The sequence below is a fragment of the Atopomonas hussainii genome (genome assembly GCF_900109735.1).
Taxonomy (GTDB): Bacteria; Pseudomonadota; Gammaproteobacteria; order Pseudomonadales; family Pseudomonadaceae; genus Atopomonas; species Atopomonas hussainii.
In genome coordinates this window covers 232,885-253,354 of record NZ_FOAS01000001.1, presented here as the reverse complement: position 1 = coordinate 253,354, position 20,470 = coordinate 232,885, and the positions used below count along the sequence as shown (strand labels likewise).

Below are 20,470 nucleotides of genomic sequence, written 5' to 3'. Positions count from 1 at the left end.
GGCGTAACGCCCCCGTCTGTCCAAACCGATAGGTGATACATGGCAGGCGCAAAAGAGATTCGCACCAAAATTGCGAGCATCAAAAGCACGCAAAAGATCACTAGCGCCATGGAAAAGGTAGCTGTGAGCAAAATGCGCAAAGCACAAATGCGCATGGCTTCCAGCCGCCCCTATGCGGAGCGTATTCGTCAGGTGATTGGTCACCTGGCTAATGCCAACCCCGAGTACCGCCACCCGTTTATGGTGGATCGCGCCGTTAAGCGCGTGGGTTACATCGTGGTCAGCTCCGACCGTGGTCTGTGCGGTGGTCTGAATATCAACCTGTTCAAGTCGCTGGTCCGCGATATGTCTTCTTGGAAGACTCAAGGCGCGGAAATCGACCTGTGCGTGGTGGGTAGCAAGGGCGCTTCCTTCTTCCGCAATTACGGCGGCAACGTGGTGGCTGCAATCAGCCATCTCGGTGAGGAGCCCTCCATCAACGATCTGATTGGTAGCGTTAAGGTCATGCTCGACGCTTACCTCGATGGTCGTCTTGATCGCCTGTTCGTAGTGAGCAACAAGTTCGTTAACACCATGACTCAGAAGCCGACCGTGGAACAGCTCGTTCCGCTGCAAGCTGATGAGGACACGAGCCTCAAGCATCACTGGGACTACATCTACGAACCCGATGCCAAAGCCATCCTGGATGGTCTGATGGTGCGCTACGTAGAGTCTCAGGTGTACCAGGCTGTGGTTGAGAACAGTGCCTGCGAACAAGCCGCGCGGATGATTGCAATGAAGAACGCAACCGATAACGCCGGTGACCTGATCAGCGATTTGCAGCTGGTCTACAACAAGGCGCGTCAGGCTGCGATTACCCAGGAAATCTCCGAGATCGTCGGCGGCGCTGCGGCGGTTTAAGCACAGGTTTCAGTCTCTTAGAGGAACCAAATGATGAGTAGCGGACGTATTGTTCAAATCATCGGGGCCGTGATCGACGTGGAATTTGCCCGCGATCAGGTGCCGAACGTCTACGACGCCTTGAATGTTGAAGGCGTAGCAACAACCCTAGAAGTCCAGCAGCAGCTGGGCGACGGCATCGTTCGTTCGATCGCCATGGGCTCGACCGAAGGCCTCAAGCGTGGCCTGAGTGTTAACAACACTGGCAAGGCCATCACCGTACCGGTCGGTAAAGCGACTCTGGGCCGGATCATGGACGTGCTGGGCAACCCGATTGACGAAGCTGGCCCGATTGGCGAAGAAGAGCAGTGGGAAATCCACCGCGCTGCGCCGAGCTACGCCGAGCAAGCTGGCGGCAACGAGCTGCTGGAAACTGGCATCAAGGTTATCGACCTGGTTTGCCCGTTTGCTAAGGGTGGTAAGGTTGGTCTGTTCGGTGGTGCCGGTGTGGGCAAAACCGTAAACATGATGGAACTGATCCGTAACATCGCCATCGAGCACAGTGGTTACTCTGTGTTCGCCGGTGTGGGTGAGCGTACTCGTGAGGGTAACGACTTCTACCACGAGATGAAGGATTCCAACGTACTGGACAAAGTAGCCCTGGTATACGGCCAGATGAACGAGCCGCCGGGTAACCGTCTGCGCGTTGCACTGACCGGCCTGACCATGGCTGAGAAGTTCCGTGACGAAGGTCGTGACGTACTGTTGTTCGTCGACAACATCTACCGTTACACCCTGGCCGGTACTGAAGTATCCGCACTGCTGGGCCGTATGCCTTCTGCAGTAGGTTACCAGCCGACCCTGGCCGAAGAGATGGGCGTACTGCAGGAGCGTATTACCTCCACGCAGAAAGGCTCGATCACTTCGATCCAGGCCGTTTACGTACCTGCGGATGACTTGACTGACCCGTCCCCGGCGACCACCTTCGCCCACTTGGACGCCACCGTTGTACTGTCTCGTGACATCGCCTCGCTGGGTATCTACCCTGCGGTTGATCCGCTGGACTCTACTTCGCGTCAGCTCGACCCGCTGGTCGTTGGTGAAGAGCACTACAGTGTTGCTCGCCAGGTGCAGTATGTTCTGCAGCGCTACAAAGAGCTGAAGGACATCATCGCGATTCTGGGTATGGACGAACTGTCCGAAGCCGACAAGCAACTGGTAAACCGTGCTCGTAAGATGCAGCGTTTCCTGTCGCAGCCGTTCTTCGTGGCCGAAGTCTTCACCGGCGCGCCAGGCAAGTACGTGTCGCTGAAAGACACCATCGCAGGCTTCAAAGGCATCCTCAATGGCGACTACGATCACCTGCCAGAACAAGCGTTCTACATGGTAGGTAGCATCGAAGAAGTTATCGAGAAAGCCAAGAAACTGTAATTGAGTGCGCCCGTTCGCGGGCGCCTACTTGAGGCGAGTACTATGGCTATGACAGTCCACTGCGACATCGTAAGCGCGGAAGAAGAAATCTTCTCCGGGCTGGTTGAAATGGTTGTGGCACACGGCAACTTGGGTGATCTGGGTATTGCACCCGGTCACGCGCCGTTGATCACCGACCTGACGCCGGGCCCGATCCGTGTGATCAAGCAGGGTGGTGAAGCCGAGGTGATTTACATCTCCGGTGGCTTCCTGGAAGTCCAGCCGAACATGGTGAAGGTTTTGGCCGACACCGCCATTCGTGCCGGCGACATCGACGAAGCGGCTGCCCAGCAGGCGCTGAAAGATGCCGAAAAAGCACTGAATGAAAAAGGCGCCGAGTTCGATTACGGTAATGCCGCTGCTCAGTTGGCCGAAGCCGCTGCTCAGCTGCGTACCGTGCAGCAACTGCGCAAAAAGTTCGGCGGTTAAGCCTGCGCTGGCCTTTGTGCCAGACAGCGCTTCATCCTGCTGTGAGAAAGGGGTAGCCTTGGCTACCCCTTTTTTTATTCCTGCATTGTTTCACGTGAAACCCTTATGACTTTAGAAGTGATTATTCTCGCGGCCGGCCAAGGCACGCGCATGCGTTCGGCCTTGCCGAAAGTACTCCATCCGGTAGCGGGCAAAGCCATGCTGGGCCACGTGATCGATGCGGCGCGTGAGCTTAAGCCGAGCAAAATTCATGTGGTGATTGGCCACGGCGCCGAGCTGGTACGCGAGCGCCATGCCGCGCCAGACATTAACTTTGCCGTGCAGGCCGAACAACTCGGCACCGGCCATGCAGTCGCGCAAGCGCAGCCAGAGGTAGGCGAGGGCAGTACTGTGCTGGTGCTGTATGGCGATGTGCCGTTGATTCAAGCCAGCACCTTGCAGCGCTTACTAGCGCAAGTGACACCGGAGCAGATCGCCTTGCTCACGGTGAACCTCGCAGATCCCACCGGGTACGGCCGTATCGTGCGCGGCGCCGATGGCGCGGTGCAGGCCATCGTCGAGCAAAAAGACGCCAGTGAGGCGCAGAAGCAAATCCGCGAAGGCAACACCGGCATTCTCGCCGTGCCCGGCGCACGTTTGGGCGATTGGCTAGGTCGCTTATCCAATAGCAATGCGCAGGGCGAGTACTACCTCACCGACGTGATCGCCATGGCCGTTAGCGATGGCCTGCGGGTTGCCACCGAGCAGCCCAGCGGCGAAAGCGAAGTGCTCGGTGCTAACGACCGTGTGCAGCTGGCGCAGCTGGAGCGCTTCTACCAAGCGCGCCAAGTGGAAGCTTTAATGCGCGCCGGTGCCACCGTACTCGATCCTGCGCGCTTAGACGTACGCGGCAACGTGAGCGTCGGTAAAGACGTGCTGCTGGATGTGAACGTGATTCTCGAAGGCAACGTCGAGCTGGCCGATGGCGTGCAGGTTGGCGCGCACTGTGTGCTGAAAGATTGCCGCATTGGCGCCGGCACGGTGATTAAACCCTTTAGCCATATCGACGGTGCTGAATTGGCAGCCGATTGCGACATCGGCCCCTACGCGCGCTTGCGCCCTGGCACGGCGCTGGCGGATGGGGTGAAGGTAGGCAACTTTGTCGAGACTAAGAAAGCCAAGATTGCCGCTGGCTCTAAGGTCAATCACTTGTCCTACATTGGGGATGCCGAGGTGGGCACGAACTGCAACATCGGCGCCGGAACTATCACCTGTAATTACGACGGGGTGAACAAGTTCAAAACCGTGCTCGGTGATGACGTCTTTATCGGCTCGAACAACTCGCTGGTGGCGCCAGTCACTATCGGCAACGGCGCGACGACGGGCGCAGGTTCGACCGTGACGCAAGATGTGCCAGATGGCGCACTGGCTGTGGGGCGTGCCAAGCAGCGCACGATTGATACGTGGAAGCGACCCGTTAAGCAGTAATGGCTTGCCTCCCGTAAGACGCTTATGTTTTGATTCGCCCACTTAACTTACGAATCGAAACTTAATTGTGACGAAACGCAACACCGCACAGCGCCGCCATCAGATCCTCGCCTTGCTTAATGAGCAGGGCGAGGTCGTTGTGGATACCCTAGCGGCACGGTTTAGCACCTCGGAAGTCACCATCCGCAAAGACCTCGCCGAGCTGGAAAAACTCGGCTTGCTGCTGCGCCGTTATGGCGGAGCGGTGAGTTTACCCAGCGAGTTCGCCCACGAGCCGAGCATCGCCCCGGTTAAGCAGCAGATCGCCAAAGCCGCCGCCAGCTGTATTCGCGAACACAATCGCATCTTGGTGGATTACGGCAGCACTACCGCAGCATTGATTCCTGAGCTGGCTAACAAGCGTGGCCTGCTGGTGATGACTAACTCACTGGCGGTAGCTAACGCGCTGCGCGAGTTGGAAAACGAACCTACCCTGTTAATGACCGGCGGCACCTGGGACCCACATTCGGAGTCCTTTCAGGGCCAAGTGGCGGAGCAGGTTTTGCGTTCGTACGACTTCGACCAATTGTTTATCGGTGCCGATGGCATCGACCTCAATCGTGGTACCACCACCTTCAATGAGCTGCTTGGCCTATCCCGTGTGATGGCCGAGGTGGCGCGCGAGGTGGTAGTGATGGCTGATTCGAGCAAAATCGGCCGCAAAATTCCTAATCTGGAGCTGCCGTGGGCAGGCATCCAGACCTTAGTAACCGACAGTGCTATCAGCGCGGAGGCTGCCGAACAGATTCGCAGCCACGGGGTAAAGCTGATCATTGCCAGCGAATAAATGGAGAGTAGCTATGTGTGGGATTGTTGGCGCCATTGCCGAACGTAATGTCAGCGCGATTCTGATCGAAGGCCTCAAGCGCTTGGAATACCGTGGCTACGACAGCGCAGGTGTGGCGCTGATCAACACCTCTGGGCAACTCAAGCGCGCCCGCCGCACCGGCAAAGTGGCTGAGCTAGAAGGCGCTCTTGAGGCCAGCCCGCTGCCCGGTAGCCTCGGCATTGCCCATACCCGTTGGGCCACCCACGGCGTGCCGAGCGAAGCCAACGCGCACCCGCATTTTTCTGGCGACAGCTTGGCGGTGGTGCATAACGGCATCATTGAAAACCACGAAGTGCTGCGTGATGAGCTTAAAGCCTTGGGCTATGTGTTCACCTCGCAGACCGACACCGAAGTGATCGTGCACTTGCTGCACCATAAGCTGAAGCAATTCGATGACTTGGCTGACGCCCTTAAAGCCGCCGTGCAAGAGCTGCACGGTGCCTATGGCCTCGCGGTGATTTCTGCTGCGCAGCCCGATCGCTTGCTGGCCGCGCGTAGCGGCAGCCCGTTGGTGATTGGTTTAGGCATTGGCGAGAACTTTTTAGCCTCCGACCCGCTGGCCCTGCGCCAAGTGACCGACCGCTTTGTCTATTTAGAAGAAGGCGACATCGTCGAGCTGCGCCGTGAGAGCCTGCAACTGTGGGACAGCCAAGGCGAACCCGTCGAGCGCGAGACCGTGCAGTTCAAAGACAGCGCCGAAGCTGCCGATAAAGGCCAATACCGTCACTACATGCTGAAAGAAATCCACGAGCAACCCGCCGTGGTGCAGCGCACGCTGGAAGGCCGTTTAGGCCAGCAGCAAGTGCTGTCCAGCGCCTTTGGTGCCGAAGCCGACGCGCTGTTTAAGCAGATCAAAGCGGTGCAGATCATCGCCTGCGGCACCAGCTATCACGCCGGCATGGTGGCGCGTTATTGGCTGGAAGACCTCGCCAAGCTGCCTTGCCAAGTAGAAGTAGCTAGCGAATACCGTTACCGTCCCGTGGTGGTACAAGACAGCACCCTGTTCATCACCATCAGCCAGTCTGGCGAAACCGCCGATACTTTGGCCGCCCTGCGCATGGCCAAAGAGCTGAACTATCTGGCCAGCCTGACCATCTGTAACGTCGGCACTAGCTCGCTGGTGCGCGAGTCGGATCTGGCCCTGCTGACCAACGCCGGCCCTGAGATTGGCGTGGCCTCCACCAAAGCCTTCACCACCCAGCTGGTCGGCTTGCAGCTGCTCACCTTGGCCTTAGCGCAAACGCGCGGCACCTTGAGTGCGGCACGCGTTGCCGAGCTGGTCGCAGGCTTGCGTCAGCTGCCGAATAAACTTGAAGAAGCTTTGGCGATGGATACCGTGGTCGAGCAGGTCAGCCAGCGCTTTGCCGAGAAACACCACACGCTGTTCTTGGGCCGTGGCACGCAATACCCGGTAGCGATGGAAGGCGCGCTGAAGCTCAAGGAAATCTCTTACATTCACGCCGAAGCTTATCCCGCTGGCGAGCTAAAGCACGGCCCGCTGGCCTTGGTGGACAGCGACATGCCGGTGGTCACCGTAGCGCCGAACAACGAGCTGGTGGAAAAGCTCAAATCTAACCTGCAGGAAGTGCGCGCGCGCGGCGGTGAGTTGATTGTCTTCGCCGACAAACAAGCCGGGCTGCATGACGAGGAAGGCTGCAGCGTGATTGCCATGCCGCATATCGATGACATTCTGGCGCCGATTTTGTACACCGTGCCGCTACAGTTGCTGTCGTACCACGTGGCGGTGCTCAAGGGCACGGATGTGGATCAGCCGCGTAACTTGGCCAAGAGTGTGACGGTGGAGTAAAGCTAGGGGGCTTGCTTACGCGCGCTCGTTTCAGCGTTTGCAGCGAGCGCGCTAAGCCTAGCGGGTTACGGATTTTTGCGGGTTTTGCCTGTGCTCACCTGAGGGTGTTTGGGCCTACCGCCTTTTAGCGCAAATACCGCTGCTCCAACTGCTGCCACAGCGGCTCCCGCTTGAGCTGATCTAGCGCAGCTTGCCAATCGCGGATCAGTGCATCTTCGGTATCCAGATTAAACGCTAAATACAAATCATCCCGCGCGAGTACCCAGGCGATTTGCAGCTCGTCCGGGTCGTAGCTGAGCAGCCGGGCTTTTTCGCGGGCGCTGGCGACGGTGGCTACCCACAGGTTGATGCGGCCTTTGTAGAGGCGGTGGATGTTGGGCGTGCCGGCTTCGTCGGGCAGGGCGGCGGCGGCGGTGTCTAAGTTGGCAAAGCCGAGGCTCATTAGGGTGTAGTGGTAGGCGCTGTTTTCTTGCACGCCGATGCGCTCAAGGCTGCGCGCGTCTTCAAGGCGGCTAAGGGTGATGGGGCGGTCGCGGTGGGCGAGTAAAGCAACATTGGCGCTGGTTAGTGGGCCGACCCATTTGTAGCGTGCGGCGCGTTCTTCGGTGCGGTAGATGGAGAAAAGCCCGCGGTTCGGGGCTTTCTCCACATCTTGTAAGGCGCGGTTAAACGGCACCACGCGAATATGCAGGGGTTGCTTTAAACGCCGGCTGAGTTCTTCGAGCACGGCCACGCTAAAGCCATCAGCGTGCTCGTCGTTGCCGTAGTTATAGGGCGGGAAGTTTTCCGTATACAGGGTCAGACCGGTGTGTTCGGCGCTGGCCTGTGGGCTGAGGCCGCAGAGCGTCAGCACTAGGCTGAGGGCTAGGGTAAAACCGCGAACCGGCATGGCGACGCGAACTCCTTGTCTTTGGCTTCCTGCCGGTTCTTCCATTGTGTGGATTGATCTTAGCAGTGGGCTTATTCGGCCAGCCAGGGTTCGTAACGTTGGCCATAATGCACGCTGATAAAGCGACTGCTCTGGCTGTCTTGCCAGCGTTGCGGCCAGTCGGCCAAGCGTTCGCGCCAGCTGGCCGGCACGTGAATATGTTCGTTTAGCAGCTGCGGGAAGGCCGTGTAGTAAGGCTCTTGGTGTTCATGATTAGCGTAGCGCACACCCGGTGAGACACGGCCGGGCACGATCAGGTAGCGGCTGCGGTCTGGGTAGCGCTCACGCAGCCGCGCGGCATCGCTGTCGGCGTCGAGCAAAATTAAGCGGCTGGCTTGCGTGCGCTCGTGGTGCGCGGCGCGTTGGGCGTCGTCTAGCTCGCGTTGGCGCTGTTGTTTGTCGCTGAGTTTTCGCAGTGCTTCGGTGGCTTTGGCTACGGCGTCGTCGGCTTGTTTCAAGCGGGTTTGATAGGCGGGGCCATCCAGCTCAAGCAGCAAGTACGCAGGGCGACTGAGTTGGCGGATATAACGCTCGCGCTCGTCGTGGCTAAACCCCTTGGGCACGTTAAAGCCGATATTGTGCAGCGCGGCTTGGCTAAGCCACGCCGAGTCATAGCGCCAGTTGAAGTCTGGGTATTGCCAGCGCAGCTCAAGCAGCAGGCCGCTGTCGTCGCCTTCATCGAGCAGGCGGCGTTGGTCTAGGCGCAATTCGCGCTCGCTGAAACGCAGACTGCTGTCCGGCACGCCGGCGCGGTTTTGCCAAACGCCCGCCAGTACGATGGCATTCGTGCCCAAAATAACGGCCAAGCCCAACCACAGGCTGCGACGTGGGGTGAGCATTAGACACCTCCTTGTAGCTGGCGGCGCCAGCGGGTCAGTAGCACCAACAGCAGCAATGAGATCAGCCCCAGCAGGAGGAAGAACAGGTACTTAGGCAGTAGCTCCCACCACCAGTCGAAGAACTTGGTGTACAGGTACAGCAGCAAGAACACCAAGCTGGTGTTGCGCACATCGCTGTGGGCGAACTTAACCCCGGCGGCCACGCCCAGTGCGCTAAGCACAAAGGCGAGGGTCTGGTAGAGCAGTTCGATGCTGCTGGCCGACCACGGCAAGTAACTGCTTTCGCCCCAATAACCGAGCACCAGCAAGGGAATGTACAAGCACAGCAGCCCGGCAATCCGGTAGGTGGCGGCAAAGCCGTACCAGCGCTGTTGGCTGAGCAGTGCAGGAATACTCAGTAGCAAGACGCTGGCGGGGAAGAAATGCTCCGGCCGCTCGCCCACGCTGAGCCAATACACCCCGCCCCAAGCGCCGACCCGCGCGGCAATAAAGGCCACCAAGCAGGCAATCGCCGCCACCAACAGCAAGCGCAAGCGACACTGATAGGCCAGCAACAAGGCCAGCGCGCCCCACGGCAGCAAGGCTTTGTCGCTGGGGGTGATATTGAAGATTTGCCCGAGCAAACTGAGGTTCAGCACGAAGGCGGTAAAACACAGCAGCGCCGCCAGCTTGCAGTAATAGCCGCTGCGATCGACCTGATTCAGCCACAGCGTTAGGCCTAAACTGGCCACGCTGCTGCCAATCAGCACGGCCACTTGGCTGGGCGTGTTGAACAACCCCCAAAAGCGGTAGAACAAGAAGAACAAGGCACAGGCAAAGGCCAACGCGCCAAAGAGCGAGGCCACGCGCATGCCCAACGACAGTTGCTCGCTGCGCGCGCTGGTGTCGATATCCAGTTGCTGACTAAAGCGTTCGAGTAAGCGCTGGTGATGTTCGCCCAAGCGCTGCCGCTGGCTGTCGTTAAGGCTCAACACCTGTTGGCGTTCGAGCAGCTCTAGCTCGGCATGAAAGGCATGGATTTGGCTGGCGCGTTGCTGCGCCTGTTCGCGGGTCACTTCGCTCATACAGCTCCTCGTTGCACGGCCCACGCTGGGCCAGCCTTGTGCTGTGCGCACTGTAGCCCAGAATGGCTGCCGATGTTGTCGGCTAGGCCGCAGCGTCGGCCTTGCGGCTTGGCGGCTTAAGCTGCAGTTTGTCGTTGTTCACAATCAAGAAGCGGCCCCTGCGACATTTAGCCGCAGCGTGCACAGGCTCTGCAGGGCTTAACATTGTGTTACCAAATGACCCAGGGCTTTGCCCGAGGAGTGCGGCCATGCCTGCACTGCCGTCTACCCCTTCTGTGCCTGCTCGGCCTTGGTGGCGCATCCCGCTGGTGCGCGAGTTGGCCGTGGTGGTGTTGATCAAACTGGCCGTGCTGCTGGTGATCCGCGCCTATTGGTTTGCTGCCCCTACGGTGCCCGTCGATGGCACCGCGCGCGTCGCCGAGCGCCTGCTCGGCAGCGCTACCCCGAATCCCGTAAGCCTAGAGGAAAACCGCGATGATCTCAGAAGCGGTCGTTGACCTGTCGCGTCTGCAATTTGCTATGACGGCGATGTATCACTTTCTGTTTGTTCCGCTCACCCTGGGGCTGGCGTTTCTGCTGGCGATCATGGAGTCGGTGTATGTGATGACCGGCAAACAGGTCTATCAGGACATGGTGAAGTTCTGGGGCAAGCTGTTCGGCATTAACTTCGCCTTGGGCGTCACCACCGGCCTGACCATGGAATTCCAGTTCGGCACCAACTGGGCCTACTACAGCCATTACGTGGGCGATATCTTCGGCGCGCCGCTGGCCATCGAAGGCTTGATGGCGTTCTTCTTGGAATCGACCTTTATCGGCCTGTTCTTCTTCGGCTGGGAGCGCCTGTCCAAGCTGCAACACTTGGCTGTGACTTGGCTGGTGGCGATTGGCTCGAACATGTCGGCGCTGTGGATTCTGATCGCCAACGGATGGATGCAGAACCCGGTGGGTGCCGAGTTCAACTACCAGACCATGCGCATGGAGCTGACCGACTTCGGCGCCTTGCTGTTTAACCCGGTGGCGCAGGTCAAGTTCGTGCACACCGTGGCCGCCGGCTACGTGACCGGGGCGATCTTCGTGCTGGCGATCTCCAGCTACTACCTGCTGAAGAAGCGCGACCAAGGCTTTGCCCGCCGCTCGTTTGCGATTGCCTCGGCGTTTGGTTTGGCGTCGATTCTCTCGGTGATCGTGCTCGGCGATGAGTCTGGCTACGAGGTAGGCGACGTGCAAAAAACTAAGCTCGCCGCCATCGAAGCCGAATGGGACACCCACCCAGCCCCGGCCGCCTTCACCCTGATCGGCTGGCCCAATCAGGAAGAACAGCGCACCGACTACGCGGTGAAGATCCCCTACGTGCTGGGCCTGATCGCCACGCGCTCGATTGATAAAGAAGTCACCGGCATCAAAGACCTGTTAGTGCAGCACGAGGCGCGCATCCGCACTGGCATGCAGGCCTACGGCTTGCTCGAACAGCTGCGGGCGGGCGACACCAGTGACGCTACCCGTGCGGCCTTCGAAGCGGTCAAGCAAGACCTCGGCTACGGCCTGTTGCTGAAGAAGTACACCGCCAACGTGGTGGATCCCACGGAAGCGCAAATCCAACAGGCCGCGCTGGACACCATCCCCAACGTGTTCAGCTTGTTCTGGAGCTTCCGCGCTATGGTCGGCGCCGGTTTCCTGATGTTGGCGCTGTTCGCCTGTGCCTTCTGGGCCTCGGCGCGCAAAAACGAAGAACGCAAACCGTGGCTTTTAAAGTGGGCGTTGTTCAGCCTGCCGCTGCCGTGGATTGCCGCGCAAACCGGCTGGTACGTGGCCGAACATGGCCGCCAGCCGTGGTCGATTGCCGAAGTGTTGCCCACCCATTTGTCGGCTTCTAGCGTGAGCAGTGCCGATGTGTGGGGCTCGCTGCTGGCGCTGATTGCCTTTTACAGCGTGCTGCTGGTGATCGAGATGTACCTGATGATCCGCTTCGCGCGCTTGGGGCCATCCAGCCTGCACACCGGGCGCTATCACTTCGAACAAGCCCAACCGGCGCACGCCTGAGGAGGCCACCATGTTTGATTACGAAATGCTCAAACTGATCTGGTGGGTGCTGGTCGGCGTGCTGCTGATCGGCTTTGCCCTCACCGATGGTTTCGACCTCGGTGCCGCCGCGCTGCTGCCGATTGTTGGCAAAACCGACGACGAGCGCCGCGTGGTGATTAACACCATCGCCCCGCACTGGGATGGCAATCAGGTGTGGCTGATCACCGCCGGTGGCGCGCTGTTTGCCGCGTGGCCCTTGGTGTATGCCGCGGCGTTCTCTGGCTTGTACTGGGCCTTGCTGCTGGTGCTGTTTGCCTTGTTCGTGCGCCCGGTGGGCTTTGATTACCGCAGCAAGCTGGACAACACCCGCTGGCGGCAAAGCTGGGACTGGGGCCTGTTTGTTGGCGCACTAATCCCGTCTGTGGTGTTCGGCGTGGCGTTTGGCAACCTGTTCCTCGGCCTGCCGTTTGGCTTTGACGACACCCTGCGCTCCAGCTATCAGGGCAGCTTCTGGCAGCTGCTCAGCCCGTTCGCTCTGCTCGCCGGGGTGGTCAGCCTGAGCATGCTGATGCTGCACGGCGGCACTTGGCTGATGATGCGCAGCGAAGGCGCCATCGCCGCGCGCAGCCAACGCGCCGCGCAAGTCTGCGCGCTGGTGTTCTTGGCGGCGTTTATTGGCTGCGGCGTGTGGCTGTGGCAGGGCGATATCGTCGGCCTGCATATCAGCCAAATCGGCGCCGTAGACAGCGCGCTGAATCCGCTGAACAAAACCGTGCTGGCCGATAACCCCGGTTGGTTGGCCAACTACCAGCTGTACCCGCATACCAAGTGGGCGCCCATGTTGGGCATTCTCGGTGCGGCGCTGGCCTTTGCTGCCGCCACCGCTGGGCGTGGTGGCTTTGCCTTCGCCGGCTCCAGTCTCGCGATTGTCGGCACCCTGTGCACCGCCGGTTTTGCCTTGTTCCCGTTTGTGATGCCGTCGAGCCTTGATTTGGCCTCTAGCCTTACCGTGTGGGACGCCGTGTCGAGCCACAAAACCCTCGGCATCATGCTGGTGGCGGCGTGCATCTTCGTGCCGCTGATCCTGCTCTACACCCTGTGGAGCTACGCCAAGATGTGGGGCAAGGTCAGCACCGCGCATATCCAAAACAACTCGCACAGCCTGTACTGAGGAGCACAACCTATGTGGTACTTCACCTGGATACTCGGCGTGTTGCTAGCTTGCAGCCTCGGCATCATCAATGCCCTGTGGCTGGAAACCACCCAGAACCTCGACAGCGAAGTCGATGAGGATGCCTAACGCCTTCAAACACCCAGCGGCGCGCGGGCTGTCTTGCCTGCTCGCCACGCCGCTGGTGTTGGTGCTGCTGGTGCATCCTGGGCTGTTTGTGGATGCCAGCGGGCAGTACAACCACAGCGCGCTGATGTGGCTGATGCTCGGCTTAAGCGCGGCGATTGTGCACGGCGTGGGCTTCGACCCGCAGTCGCGCCCGTGGCGCTGGGTGTTTCAGCCGCTCGTCGCGTGGCCGCTGATGGCCTGGGGTTATGTGCTGCTGGCGCAAGCGCAAGGTGTTGCCCTGTAATCGCGCACAGGTCTGGTAAGCTGCCCTTCTTTACCGTTGACAACTGTATATAGAAGGAACGCTCTATGCCCGCCCTGCTGCCGCAACCCGATGCCGATGGCCTGCTGGAATATTCGGTGGTTTACACCGACCGTGCGCTTAACCATATGTCACAGCGCTTTCAGGGCGTGATGCGTGAGCTGTCCAGCACCTTAAAACAGGTGTACGGCGCCGATGCCTGCGCCATCGTGCCTGGCAGCGGCACCTTCGGCATGGAGGCCGTAGCCCGCCAGTTTGCGCAAAACCAGCACTGCTTGGTGATCCGTAATGGCTGGTTCAGCTTCCGCTGGAGCCAGATCTTCGACATGGCCCAGCTGCCAGCGAAAACCACCGTACTCAAAGCCCGCCCCATCGAGAGCGGCGCCGAAGCGCATTTTGCCCCTGCACCGATCGACGAAGTGGTCGCTACTATTCGTGCGGAAAAACCCAGCCTAGTGTTTGCCCCGCACGTGGAAACCGCCTCCGGCATGTTGCTGCCCGATGACTACCTGCGCGCCGTGGCCGATGCCGTGCACGAAGTCGGCGGCTTATTCGTGCTCGACTGCATTGCCTCGGGCTGCTTGTGGGTGGATATGCGCAAAGTAGGTGTCGACGTGCTGATCAGCGCGCCGCAAAAAGGCTGGAGCGCCACCCCGTGCTGCGCCATGGTGATGCTCGGCGAGCGTGCGCTGGCGCGTATCGAACAGACCACCAGCAACAGCTTCGCCTGCGACCTGCGCAAGTGGCTGGAGATCATGCGTGCCTACGAAAACGGCGGCCACGCCTACCACGCCACCATGCCCACCGACGGCTTGGCACAATTGGCGGCGATCATGCGCGAAACCGCCGAGTACGGCTTCGAAAAAGTGCGTGATGAGCAACTAGAACTAGGCCGCGAAGTACGCCGCTTGCTGGCTGAGCACGGTTACAAGAGCGTCGCCGCCCCCGGCTTCGAAGCGCCCGGCGTGGTGGTCAGCTACACCCAAGACCCGGCGATCAAAAACACCAGCAAATTCGCCGCCATCGGCCTGCAAGTGGCCGGCGGCGTACCACTGCAATGCGACGAAGGCGCGGATTTCTCCACCTTCCGCATCGGCTTGTTCGGTCTCGACAAACTGCACAACGTCAGCCGCAGCGTGGCCAGCCTAGAGGCCGCGCTCAAGCAGCTGTAAGGCGCCCGGCGCCAGCGGGCTGGCGTGTTGCCGGCCGCGCTGGCGCGGCGGTGCTGCCCCTGACTGCTCTCCGGGCGGTTCTCGGCCTGCTCGCCTAGCCGGTCTACACTGTCTGGCGCGCTACGAAGACGAGGGAACGGCTATGCCAGAAATGCCAGAACCAGCCGAGTACCGGGACAATCAAGCTTGGGACACTTGGCCAGAGTGCGTGATGACCCTGGCCGAGGTGCCGCTCGACGCGCGGCGGGTCTCGTTTCGCCGCGAGCGGCATTCGCAGCGTGGCCTAGCTGCGCGCGGGGCGATCGAGCAGCTGGTGGCCAAACAGGTCAATCAGGCGTTTGTGCAGGAAATCGCCCAGCTCAGCGCGCTGAGCTACCTGGAAATCCATGACCTGACGGCCACCGACCTGACGCCCTTGGGTCAGTTGAAGCAGCTGCGCACCTTGAAGCTGATCGATGTTCGCGCGCCCTGCGCTTGGGAGCCGCTGCTGGAGTTGGCGAGCCTGCGCCGGCTGTTTATCGAGAACGCCAAGCACCTGCATCGGCTCGACGCTTTCCAGCAGGCTCACCAGTTGATCGCCCTCGGCATCGAAGGCGGGATGTGGCGGCAACAGCGTCTCGCCTCGTTGGCCCCGCTGGCCGGGCTGCGGCGCCTCGAGGCGTTGTTCTTGACTGCCGTCAAGCTGGACGACCCGGCGCTGCACTACCTGGCTGAAATTCCCCGCTTGCGCCTGCTGGACTGTGCCCGCTTTGCCCCGCAGGAAAACTTCGCCGACCTCCGGCGCTTGCGGCCCGAGCTGGTCTGCCGCTGGTGTGAGCGTTACGAGGTATAGCGCCGCGCCGTTGCCTGGTTGGAGCCGCTCGGGTGCTCGCGCCTGGCGGGCCGTACGGGCTAGGCTAGAGCCTGCACAGGAGGATCTATTGAGGCGATGAACTTACCCCCACCTGCGGTGCAGCTGGCATTACCGGCAGCCCCGTTGCGGCCTTACATCAGCCACTATTGGCTGGGCTTGGACAACCGCGACGACACTTTCGCCATCAGCCCCGATGGTGCGGTCGATGTCGTGCTGGTGATCGGCCCCGGCGATTATCGGCTGCGTGCGTTTGGCACCACTACGCACTGCACCGAGGTGCCCCTGGAGCGCGCGCAGCACTACTTGGGCATTCGCTTTCGGGCAGGGCAAAGTCGGCACTTTCTCGCCGCCAAGGCGTTGGAGCTGACCAACACGGTGCAGCCCGCCGATGACGCGTTCGCCGTGAATTTCAATTGGTTGGCCGCCGATCTGCCCGCGGCAACCCTGTTTGCCCAGCTGGACAGCACGCTTGTCCACTATCTGCTGCGCCATCCTGCCGTGCCTTCTCGGCTGGATGCCGTTGTGCGCTATGTCGAGCAGACCCCAGGCCCGCTCACGGTGAGCGAATTGGCGGCGCTGTATTGCAAGAGTCGCCGGCAATTTGAGCGCGCCTTTCGCGACACGGTGGGACTGTCGCCGAAGCTGTTCGCCGCGATCTTGCGCTTTCGTCGGGCAGCGGCGTTACTGGTCGGCAGCCCGTTACCGATTGCGCAGATCGCCGCACGCCTAGGCTACGTCGATCAAAGTCATCTAAGCCACGACTGTGTGCGCTTTGCCGGGCTGCCGCCGGCGCGCGCGCGGACAGATGCCGCATTTTTACAAGACCCCAGTTATCGTGCTCCGCATCCTTCAGACTCCACTTACTTGGACGAAGGAGTCCTGCGATGAAGATCACCAGCCTGTATCCCGTCATCATGAGCCACGATGTGGCGGCCTCGGCGGCTTTCTGGACAGCCCATTTTCCGTTGACAGTCACCTTCGACTCGCCGTGGTACGTGAGTTTGAAAACCACGCAGGCGGCCTGTTTTGAAATGGCGTTTCTCGACCCGCAGCACCCCAGTGTGCCGGCGGATTTCCGTGGCAAAGTGAGCAATGGCCTAATCATCAACTTGGAAGTGGAAGACGTTGATGATGAATACCAGCGGCTATGCCAGGCGGGATTGCCAATGCTAGTAAACCTGCGTGCCGAAGACTTTGGTCAGCGGCATTTCATCACCGTGGACCCCAATGGGGTGTTGATCGATGTGATTGCGCCTGTTCTGCCGTCGACAGAATTTGCGCACAACTACACTGCGCAGGCGTTGGCTGAGCTTGGCAAGTAACTCCCGGCAGCTACCGTCGCGCTAACTAAGCGGTGCTCTAACAGAAGGTTATATATGCCCGTCGCTACCTCTGTCCCCGTCGATTCCTTGTTGGCCAGCTACCAAGCCAGTGGTGCTTTCACCGATTGCTACACGCTCACGGTGCCTGGTGCTATTACATTGCCTGTGTGGATCGAAGCCTTTTACACCTCGCGGCTGTTTAAGGTAGAGCGTGGTCTGATTGGGCTGCTGATGGGCATGCCTGCAAGTGATGCACTGGCGCGGCAGTTAGCGCTTGGCGAATTGCTGCACTTCTCGGCATGGCAGGTGAGCGCGCGTAGGCCGCAGGAGATTGTCTTGGCGGTTGGACGCACACGTTCGTGGTTGAGCGTGCAGCCGCTGCCAAGCAATCCACCGGCGACACGTCTATTTTTTGGCTCGGCGGTTGTCCCGCTGCAACCGAGCGGAAAACTGGGAGTGGGCTTTCAGGCGTTGACAGGATTTCATCGCCTGTACTCGCGCTGCTTATTGGCCAGCGCTGCACAGAGACTAACCGCCATTACCGCAGGCTAAGTAATGGGTTCTGCGTTGCTCGTCATCGGCGTAATTGCTGATCTGGTTACACCTCACGAGCAAGGCTTCTACCGCTAGACTGGCAGGTCACTTTGCGGCTTGGCATAGTGCTGCCTGCCTTACCAATAACAAGGAACGCTAATGAAACGTCGTGAACTGATCGGTGCTGCGGGTTTGGGCTTGGCGGCGCTGGGTTTGTCGGCCTGCAAACAAGAAGAACAACAAGCGCCGGCAAGCGCAGGCAAGCCTGAGCAACAGCGCTTTGAGTGGAAGATGGTCACCGCGTGGCCGAAAAACTTCCCCGCCTTGGGCACCGGTGCGCAGCGCTTTGCCGATATCGTCACGCGCATGAGTGGCGGGCGCTTAACCATTAAAGTGTTCGCCGGCGGCGAGCTAGTGCCGCCAATGGAAGTGTTCGACGCCGTGTCGCGCGGCACCGCGGAAATCGGCCACGGCGCGGCGTATTACTGGAAGGGCAAAGTCGCCGCCGCGACCTTCTTCACCACTGTACCCTTTGGCCTGTCGGCGCAAGAAATGAACGCCTGGCTGCACAAAGGTGGCGGCCAAGCCCTGTGGGACGAAGCCTACGCCCCGTTTGGCGTGAAGCCCTTTGCCTGTGGCAACTCGGGCATGCAGATGGGCGGCTGGTTCAACAAGCGCATCGACAAGGTGGAAGACCTCGCCGGGCTAAAAATCCGTATGCCGGGGTTAGGCGGCGAAGTGTTGGCTAAATTGGGCGCAACCCCGGTGATCATGCCCGGCAGCGAGATCTTCACCGCGCTGCAAACCGGCGCCATCGACGCCACTGAGTGGATCGGCCCCTACAATGACTTAGCCTTTGGCCTGCACAAAGCCGCCAGCTACTACTACGCGCCGGGCTGGCAAGAGCCGCAAGCGGTGCTGGAGCTGCTGATCAACCAAACCGCGCTCAACCAACTGCCCGACGACCTCGCCGCCATCGTGGTAGAAGCCGCGCGCAGCTGTAACGCCGACATGCTCGACGACTTCACCTTCAACAACGCGCAAGCGCTGCAAAGCCTGAAAACCGAAGGGGTGGAGTTTGCCCAATTCCCTGACGAGGTGATCAAAGCGCTGCGCACCGCCAGCGAAGAAGTGCTGGATGACTTTGCCGCGCAAAGCGACTTGGGCAGCCGCATTTGGGCATCGATGAAGGCCTTCCGCGCGCAAGCCAGCGAGCTTAGTGCGCTGACCGAGCAGCAGCTGTACAACTGGCGCTAAGCTCAACTCAGCTCACGATGTGACTGCAGGGCGGTCATATCGTGGGCCGCTGTTTACCTTGCTTATCCTCTAACCTGTTGAGCATTCACTAAGGTTGCATTGGGTCTGCAAAGCGATGGGCTTTGGTGTTTTGGCGTTAAGCAGATTGCCGAGTTTATCGAGCCTTCTTGTTTCGCCCTTCCCGGGCGAGTCACTTTTGCCAGTCGCGGCAAAAGTAACCCAAAACGCTTGCCCCACTATCCGGTCCAGCTTCGCTGGATTCCTTCGCTCCGGCAGGCTTACGCAGGGCCACGGCGAAGGGCTATCCCTAGCCCATCGCCGCTTGCGCCGCATCCCTGCGGCTTACCCCGCTCCAGCCAGCCTGCACTCAGCCGGATAAAAGGGGCAGTTGGTGCGCGCTGAATCAATGGCATTCATATTCAACACCCGCACCCAACCCTCTCCCTCAAGGGAGAGGGCTTAAATGCAAACGCCTAGTCCAAGCTAATCAGCCGTTTTCCCCCCTCTCCCTTTGGGAGAGGGCCGGGGTGAGGGAATAACAAACAAGTAATAAACAAACATCAATCTAGACGTGCAAACCGCCAAACCATCGACCTGCACCAATGCCCCCTCCAGCAGGCCTGGAGCGAGGGAACTCGGCGCAGCCGAGCCAATGTTGGGGGCCTGTTTCTTGTGCTTACTATTCTTTCGCAAAGAATAGTAAGTCGCCGGGAGGCGAAAGCAGAACTAACAATGAAACACAGGCAACGAACTACATTATAAATTTCCTACTTTTTATTTTTAAAGCTAATTTCTATTTGCTCTGCTATTTTCGATTCCATGCTTAGCTGTGTAGTAAATTCCGACCATAATCCTAGCTTCCGTAAGGTCTATGCGCTTAGCAACAGATGAGAATGGAAATACTTGAGTGCCTCTTTCATTATCTGTCACCGCATAGTCAGTACCATACTTGTCGGATACGATAACCCACTTTAATCCAAAGTCTGCGGCAAGCCTTTCTCCAAGATAAGCACCAAGAATCGCTATGACCTCACGTTCGCTGTAGTCACTCACGTCATCATTCCGCCAGTGCATAACCGCTTGATCCAGCGTTTCGAGCGACAGAATTGTTACTACTGGCAAGTATTTCTGTTGGAAGTTAGAAGCCTCGCGGGCAAGAGCAGAGATCTCTGAAATAACATTAGCCTTCACTGGGGAGATATCTTGCTGAAAGGGCTCCTCAGTCCGGTGCTCGGCGACTACTTCGCCAGTCGGTGTTTTAATTACAACTTCGTTTGGATCATCTGTTTTTGTACCACCATAGGATGTCATGTGTACACATAAGAGTAGTAGATATGCGGGTAAGGTAGTATTTCGGATAGCGGTTACGGGTATTGTATTTAAAATACTCAATTCTAGTTACCAATTTGCTGTGGGGCATAATTGTGATTACATATTGCGATGCAAATGTCTCTATTGCCGCTTTACAGAGGTGTCACCACACTGACTGTTAAGCTGGCGGCTCCGTTTCTCTACTGCTTACTTTAATTATTTTTCACGCCCTTTGGTATGGTTTATGGCTAATAGTTGATTTACAATCTATCCCTCTTGTAGAGGTGGTTGATATATTTGTCTTGTTTTTATTGTGTGCCGGTGGTGTATGAGAAGATAAGGCCGCATGCTATTGATACTGCTAGGCCTTTTAAGAAAAGTTTGGCGCCGTAGTTTGCATAGTCCCAGTGTGCAATAGAGAAAATAATGCTGGCTGGGGCAAATAGTAGAATGCTCAGTCCCCAGGCTATATGCTTTGCGAATGCGGAGGTCATGATGAATACATGGCCAACGAATAGCATGGTTATGCCGATTAGCGCTCCGCAGGCGGCCATGATTTCTATGGGGTTTTCCATATTACGTCCTTGTTATGGTCTTACTTTATTGCTTGTAGGTTTGATTTTATTGGTCAAGCAGAGTTGTGTGTT

Annotated in this window: 22 protein-coding genes; 17 read left to right on the top strand and 5 right to left on the bottom strand. The window is 59.0% G+C overall.

Annotated features, from left to right (window positions below):
• Positions 1 to 39: 39 nt before the first annotated feature.
• From atpG to glmS, 6 genes are all read left to right on the top strand, one after another.
• Positions 40 to 900, top strand: a complete 861-nt coding sequence (atpG, locus tag BMX80_RS01190) for a F0F1 ATP synthase subunit gamma (protein WP_074864267.1) — start codon at positions 40 to 42, stop codon at positions 898 to 900.
• Positions 901 to 933: 33 nt separating this feature from the next.
• Entirely contained in the window at positions 934 to 2,310 is a 1,377-nt protein-coding gene (atpD, locus tag BMX80_RS01185; protein WP_074864266.1) for a F0F1 ATP synthase subunit beta, read from the top strand.
• Positions 2,311 to 2,352: 42 nt separating this feature from the next.
• Positions 2,353 to 2,778, top strand: a complete 426-nt coding sequence (locus BMX80_RS01180; RefSeq protein ID WP_074864264.1) for a F0F1 ATP synthase subunit epsilon — start codon at positions 2,353 to 2,355, stop codon at positions 2,776 to 2,778.
• 105 nt (positions 2,779 to 2,883) lie between these two features.
• Positions 2,884 to 4,245 (top strand): bifunctional UDP-N-acetylglucosamine diphosphorylase/glucosamine-1-phosphate N-acetyltransferase GlmU, encoded by a 1,362-nt coding sequence (gene glmU / locus BMX80_RS01175; RefSeq protein ID WP_074864261.1) that lies wholly within the window; start codon positions 2,884 to 2,886, stop codon positions 4,243 to 4,245.
• 67 nt (positions 4,246 to 4,312) lie between these two features.
• The gene (locus BMX80_RS01170; RefSeq protein ID WP_074864259.1) at positions 4,313 to 5,071 is read left to right on the top strand and encodes a DeoR/GlpR family DNA-binding transcription regulator; all 759 of its coding nucleotides are present in this window, start codon (positions 4,313 to 4,315) and stop codon (positions 5,069 to 5,071) included.
• Between the two features lie 13 nt (positions 5,072 to 5,084).
• Positions 5,085 to 6,920 (top strand): glutamine--fructose-6-phosphate transaminase (isomerizing), encoded by a 1,836-nt coding sequence (gene glmS, locus BMX80_RS01165; protein ID WP_074864257.1) that lies wholly within the window; start codon positions 5,085 to 5,087, stop codon positions 6,918 to 6,920.
• A gap of 124 nt (positions 6,921 to 7,044) precedes the next feature.
• Here glmS and BMX80_RS01160 read toward each other — a convergent pair whose 3' ends face one another.
• From BMX80_RS01160 to BMX80_RS01150, 3 genes are all read right to left on the bottom strand, one after another.
• A complete protein-coding gene (locus BMX80_RS01160) occupies positions 7,045 to 7,809 on the bottom strand; it encodes a substrate-binding periplasmic protein (protein ID WP_074864254.1) in 765 nt (254 codons plus the stop codon).
• Positions 7,810 to 7,880: 71 nt separating this feature from the next.
• A complete protein-coding gene (locus BMX80_RS01155) occupies positions 7,881 to 8,687 on the bottom strand; it encodes a DUF4824 family protein (RefSeq protein ID WP_074864253.1) in 807 nt (268 codons plus the stop codon).
• Positions 8,687 to 9,751 (bottom strand): DUF2157 domain-containing protein, encoded by a 1,065-nt coding sequence (locus BMX80_RS01150; protein ID WP_074864251.1) that lies wholly within the window; start codon positions 9,749 to 9,751, stop codon positions 8,687 to 8,689. The genes BMX80_RS01155 and BMX80_RS01150 overlap by 1 nt, the downstream gene beginning before the upstream one ends.
• A gap of 248 nt (positions 9,752 to 9,999) precedes the next feature.
• Here BMX80_RS01150 and cydP point away from each other — a divergent pair, with 248 nt between their 5' ends.
• From cydP to BMX80_RS01095, 11 genes are all read left to right on the top strand, one after another.
• Positions 10,000 to 10,248 (top strand): cytochrome oxidase putative small subunit CydP, encoded by a 249-nt coding sequence (gene cydP / locus BMX80_RS01145; protein WP_071871546.1) that lies wholly within the window; start codon positions 10,000 to 10,002, stop codon positions 10,246 to 10,248.
• On the top strand, positions 10,226 to 11,791 hold the full coding sequence (locus tag BMX80_RS01140; protein ID WP_074864250.1) for a cytochrome ubiquinol oxidase subunit I: 1,566 nt from the start codon (positions 10,226 to 10,228) through the stop codon (positions 11,789 to 11,791). The genes cydP and BMX80_RS01140 overlap by 23 nt, the downstream gene beginning before the upstream one ends.
• A 10-nt stretch (positions 11,792 to 11,801) precedes the next feature.
• On the top strand, positions 11,802 to 12,944 hold the full coding sequence (cydB, locus tag BMX80_RS01135; RefSeq protein WP_071871548.1) for a cytochrome d ubiquinol oxidase subunit II: 1,143 nt from the start codon (positions 11,802 to 11,804) through the stop codon (positions 12,942 to 12,944).
• Positions 12,945 to 12,956: 12 nt separating this feature from the next.
• The gene (cydX, locus tag BMX80_RS01130; protein ID WP_071871549.1) at positions 12,957 to 13,073 is read left to right on the top strand and encodes a cytochrome bd-I oxidase subunit CydX; all 117 of its coding nucleotides are present in this window, start codon (positions 12,957 to 12,959) and stop codon (positions 13,071 to 13,073) included.
• Positions 13,066 to 13,356, top strand: a complete 291-nt coding sequence (locus BMX80_RS01125) for a cyd operon YbgE family protein (RefSeq protein ID WP_083394191.1) — start codon at positions 13,066 to 13,068, stop codon at positions 13,354 to 13,356. The genes cydX and BMX80_RS01125 overlap by 8 nt, the downstream gene beginning before the upstream one ends.
• A 65-nt stretch (positions 13,357 to 13,421) precedes the next feature.
• Positions 13,422 to 14,546 (top strand): aminotransferase class V-fold PLP-dependent enzyme, encoded by a 1,125-nt coding sequence (locus BMX80_RS01120; RefSeq protein WP_074864246.1) that lies wholly within the window; start codon positions 13,422 to 13,424, stop codon positions 14,544 to 14,546.
• A gap of 211 nt (positions 14,547 to 14,757) precedes the next feature.
• Entirely contained in the window at positions 14,758 to 15,378 is a 621-nt protein-coding gene (locus tag BMX80_RS01115) for a leucine-rich repeat domain-containing protein (protein ID WP_139213985.1), read from the top strand.
• A gap of 96 nt (positions 15,379 to 15,474) precedes the next feature.
• Positions 15,475 to 16,287 carry a helix-turn-helix domain-containing protein gene (locus BMX80_RS01110; protein WP_074864244.1) on the top strand — a complete coding sequence of 271 codons (813 nt, stop codon included), beginning with the start codon at positions 15,475 to 15,477 and terminating at the stop codon, positions 16,285 to 16,287.
• Complete coding sequence (locus BMX80_RS01105; protein WP_074864243.1) at positions 16,284 to 16,721, top strand: VOC family protein; 438 nt, start codon at positions 16,284 to 16,286, stop codon at positions 16,719 to 16,721. Before BMX80_RS01110 ends, BMX80_RS01105 begins: the two co-directional genes overlap by 4 nt.
• Positions 16,722 to 16,775: 54 nt before the next feature.
• Positions 16,776 to 17,273 carry a hypothetical protein gene (locus tag BMX80_RS01100; protein ID WP_074864241.1) on the top strand — a complete coding sequence of 166 codons (498 nt, stop codon included), beginning with the start codon at positions 16,776 to 16,778 and terminating at the stop codon, positions 17,271 to 17,273.
• A 141-nt stretch (positions 17,274 to 17,414) separates the two neighbouring features.
• Positions 17,415 to 18,512 carry a TRAP transporter substrate-binding protein gene (locus BMX80_RS01095; RefSeq protein ID WP_074864240.1) on the top strand — a complete coding sequence of 366 codons (1,098 nt, stop codon included), beginning with the start codon at positions 17,415 to 17,417 and terminating at the stop codon, positions 18,510 to 18,512.
• Positions 18,513 to 19,298: 786 nt separating this feature from the next.
• Here BMX80_RS01095 and BMX80_RS01090 read toward each other — a convergent pair.
• Together BMX80_RS01090 and BMX80_RS01085 are read right to left on the bottom strand one after the other, a co-directional pair.
• On the bottom strand, positions 19,299 to 19,823 hold the full coding sequence (locus tag BMX80_RS01090) for a DUF3806 domain-containing protein (protein ID WP_074864238.1): 525 nt from the start codon (positions 19,821 to 19,823) through the stop codon (positions 19,299 to 19,301).
• A 308-nt stretch (positions 19,824 to 20,131) separates the two neighbouring features.
• On the bottom strand, positions 20,132 to 20,398 hold the full coding sequence (locus tag BMX80_RS01085; RefSeq protein ID WP_074864235.1) for a hypothetical protein: 267 nt from the start codon (positions 20,396 to 20,398) through the stop codon (positions 20,132 to 20,134).
• Positions 20,399 to 20,470 lie beyond the last annotated feature (72 nt).